This window comes from Caballeronia calidae, from assembly GCF_900044055.2.
Taxonomy (GTDB): Bacteria; Pseudomonadota; Gammaproteobacteria; order Burkholderiales; family Burkholderiaceae; genus Caballeronia; species Caballeronia calidae.
This window is the reverse complement of sequence record NZ_FCOX02000187.1, coordinates 1-3,894: the sequence shown is the minus strand read 5'-3', so window position 1 is coordinate 3,894 and position 3,894 is coordinate 1. Positions and strand designations below refer to the sequence as shown.

General features: G+C 56.0%; 2 protein-coding genes and 2 pseudogenes. 1 reads left to right on the top strand and 3 read right to left on the bottom strand.

Annotated elements, in window-relative coordinates:
* Positions 1–537: 537 nt before the first annotated feature.
* The 3 genes and pseudogenes from AWB78_RS41680 to AWB78_RS47345 form a co-directional block, all read right to left on the bottom strand.
* Positions 538–786, bottom strand: a pseudogene (locus AWB78_RS41680) (transposase); the annotation flags it as partial.
* A gap of 179 nt (positions 787–965) precedes the next feature.
* A pseudogene (locus AWB78_RS41675) lies at positions 966–2,205 on the bottom strand (IS110 family RNA-guided transposase).
* A 373-nt stretch (positions 2,206–2,578) separates the two neighbouring features.
* Positions 2,579–2,749 (bottom strand): hypothetical protein, encoded by a 171-nt coding sequence (locus tag AWB78_RS47345; RefSeq protein WP_157697877.1) that lies wholly within the window; start codon positions 2,747–2,749, stop codon positions 2,579–2,581.
* A gap of 305 nt (positions 2,750–3,054) precedes the next feature.
* Between AWB78_RS47345 and AWB78_RS50075 the strand changes: the two genes are divergently transcribed.
* Complete coding sequence (locus AWB78_RS50075) at positions 3,055–3,339, top strand: SEC-C metal-binding domain-containing protein (protein WP_082883647.1); 285 nt, start codon at positions 3,055–3,057, stop codon at positions 3,337–3,339.
* Positions 3,340–3,894 lie beyond the last annotated feature (555 nt).

Below are 3,894 nucleotides of genomic sequence, written 5' to 3'. Positions count from 1 at the left end.
CCGCACACAGGTGCTCGATGTAGCGATCAAACTTCGCTAGATTTTCCATTGCAGCCCACTAATAAATATGGAATCCTAATTATGAACTGAAATGAAGATGGAAGTCGCTATTTTTTATGACACAGTGAGACTAGAAGGAGCGGCGGGATCGTCGTCTTCTGCGACCGCCACTGCAACGCAATTGCGCCTTTCGTGTGCGCACCGGCCAAGCGCAGCGAATCGTTTGCTACGCGCAGCATTCGCCCGCGATTCACACGAACGGCCTACACCGCGGGCATGGACCTCAACGACGCCATCGTGTTCCTAGACTGCGCGTACGCCGTTGCGAGCGGTTGCATTTCAAGCGTCTCAGTGTCGCTGATTATGCCTTCAAGACCCTTGCGTACACCTTGATCAACCCCCGGCCCTGCAACTGACAGCCACCGATCACGATGAGCCGACTGTCGTTGCGACACCACCACATGGAGGATACGACACGGCCTGCGCACCCGAAACGCAAACAAACCATCACAACGCGCACTCTGGGACAGCTTCTCCAAGAATATCGCGCTCCATCCGCAGCTTCGCGTTCTCCGCTCTGAGTCGCGCAATTTCCATTGGGTCGGCCGACACCTGGTTGCCTGCGCCAGTGAGCTTGCCCGCCTCATCTGCCTTGATCCAGTTGTTTAGCGTCTGCGTACTGATGCCCAGAATCTTGGCCACTGCCGCCTGACTCTGGCCGTTACGTACCATGCGCACCGCTTTTATCTTGAATTCCAGCGTGTACCGCACCCTTGGGTTACCCATTGCTCCATCCTTCGTTACTCAAGTTTTACACAGGGGGGCCTCCGAGTATGCGAGGAGGTCGCCCCCCTCACCCCATGTCGTTACCGTGAAAGCTGGATAGTGCGGCCCCCCGCGCATGCCCGCTCGCGTGGCCCGCGAGTAAAAATATCGCCGTGCCCGACCCCTCGTTGTGGCGATCGTTAGGTGGTGACCGAGGCAGACGCCTCATCCGGCCATTGGCCGATCGCCTTCAATTGCTTGATCCAGCGCGGCGCGTTTTTCTTCGCGCTGATGGCCTGATAGTCGATCTGTGGGTCGTGATAGGCGACTCTGGGTGTCAGTAGCACGGATCAACCGTATCATCTTGTGAGCGAGAGCGATGATTGCCTTTTTGTGCGTCTTGCGCACCATCAGGCTTCTATATTTGGTTGCCAGCGTGCTCTTGGTTTTCCACGCCGAGTTGGCGCATTCACACATGATGTAGCGGATGACCGAACTGCCTTTTCCGGTTCGCCCTGATTTGCGTTTGCCGGCCGATTCGTTGTTTCCGGGACAAAGTGCCGCCCATGCAGCAATACGGTCGGCACTGCCGAAGCGGGTCATGTTGTCACCGATTTCGATCAGAATCAGGGCGCTCGCAATCTGGTCGATGCCAGGTACAGTTTGCAGCAGGCGATGCGCCCATTGGTAGGGAGCCATGGCGTCAAGGATATAGGCGTCGAGTTCGGCCAGACTACGCTCGAGTATTTCAATGTGCTCGCGAATATGTCCGAGAATGAATCTATGCCGCGCCGTCAGATCGCCGTCGAGGGCGGCTTGCAGATCGTCGCGTCTGAGTTTGAGTTGGCCGCGTGCCATATCGAGCAGTGCGTTGATCGATCTGCCTTCGATCAGGCCAGCTACCATCTCGCGTGCCGACAAACCGTTGAGGTCACTGACGATGCCGCCAAGTTTGATTCCGCCATCGTCGAGGATTTTATGAAGCCGGTTGATTTCACTGGCGCGCATGGCAGTGAGCTTACGCCGGTAACGAGACACCAGGCGCAATTCCCGCAAATCCTGTGGCGGGATGAAGCTGGCGCGCACCAGCCCGAAACGGGCCAGCACCGCGAGCCACTGTGAATCGTTCATGTCCGTTTTCCGGCCCGGGACATGCTTGACGAAATGCGCATTGGCGACCCAGGCCCGGATGCCGGCGCGTTCCAGATGGGCATAGATGCTCTTCCAGTAGATGCCGGTGCTCTCCATGACAACGAGTTCGACGTTCAGCTCAAGAAGCCAGCTCGTGAGGGCGCGGCAATCGCGCTTGAAACCGCCGAATTCACGGCGTTGCTGTTCGATGGTGCCGTCAGGGCGTTCAATGACGGCCATGACAACGTGCAGCATCTTGTGGACATCGATGCCGGCAACGCGTCGGTAGAGTGGAGACAGTCCTTCCATGTCACTCTCCTATGGCTAAAATAAAAGCGGCGTACAGGGCATCGATGAACTGGAAAACGCCTCAGACTCAGTCAGCCTGGGTCTCTTTACCGTTCGTGCCGCGGCGACAAACCGCGCAACTGTTGGGGGTGCGGGCCAGTTCGGGTAGGCCTGGTTATACACGGGGTCGGGCCACCATTGAGATTGCGGTCTTTGGTGTCCTGTGCACCACTGCTGATTCTCTGCCTTACGGAGCTTTCATGCCTGGGGGCGATGCCGATCTACATCATGAAAGGTTATACACAACGTCACCGCCGGTCCGCGGCGGCGAGAAAGGTCGCTTACCTTCAATGGCATAGCGCCGCGCTTGTAAACTCTCGGCGTTTGCTTGCGATTACCCACTTTCTTGACCTTGCTGCACGTACGGGGCATAGGCGACTGCATTGGACTTCACGCGCGTGACCAAATGGTTGTCCTGATCGCGCAGGCCTTTGACGATCTTGCGAGCAGCGTAGTAGGCATCGGCGACGAAGTAGAACGGCTCCTCGATCGAGACGATCCCCAACAGAGATCATCTTGTCGAGCAAGGTACGCCGATCGCGGTTGGACCACACCAGACCTTCGTGAATGCGCCCGCCCAGCGGTACGGCGAAGACGCTCAAGCCTGCCACGGCAGTTGCGAACCACATGAAACTGCGCAGACGAGAGAACGCAGGCCGCAGCAACCAGATCGCGTCCCACCAAGCCATCCAAAGCGTCATCGTTAATCTTCGAGCTTTTGTATTGACTAGATTAGCATAGTACTACTAAATTAATGAACCACGAAACGGGCGTAATCTCCACCCCTTAACCACAATCACAGGATCGAACATGCCAAAGATTGGCTCAGAAAAACGACCGATCATTGTCCGAGTGAGGTCAGGAGATCGTGCTCACTATGAGGCGCAAGTATGCCAGCAGAACGGCTGGCATTACATCATTGGCTTCGAAGGTCCAGAGGACATTTCTGACCTTGAGAATGCGCTCAATCCACCGTTACCCATCCAGTCCACCAAGGTGGAGCGCAACAGTCCCTGCCCCTGCGGTTCGGGGCGCAAATACAGAAGTGCTGCGGCTCTGAGGAGAACGGGAGCGGATCGCCGAGAAGTGGACTGACGCTCTCGATCGTCGAACCGAGACCGTGAAAAGGGCGAGTAAGAACTCGGCACTCTTGAGTAATTATATGTTTGCAATATAGAATCCAAGAATCGACCGGCTTGATGCGGAGCCGTCGATGTGCATCAAGATGAAGAGCGTTGGCGCCTCGTTCGGCCTTCGGAAGGGGGCGTCGGTGAGGCAAGATTACGGCAGTAATCGTACAACGGACTCGTCTCAAACTAATTGGGCAGACGTTCAAATTTCCAATCTAAAATCGTGAATATACATCTTAAGTCAATTTATGATAGTCGTCGCTATTGGGATCAACTGACGGAGTCGTATAGCAACTGCTTGGACCAAGCGCCGGTGCACGGTCCACGCTTTAGGAAAAAGCGACTCGAGGTCTTTCAGAAGATCACCTCTGAAGGTCGGGAACCTCGATGCTGGCAAAACTCCAACAAAAAGCAATTGTTTAATGTTCGCAAAAGTTCAGTCTGAGCGATCGCACGCGTCAATGGCGAGACCACCGACCTGTTCGGCACAGCACCGAAGCTCGCCGGCGCCAGCGTGAGT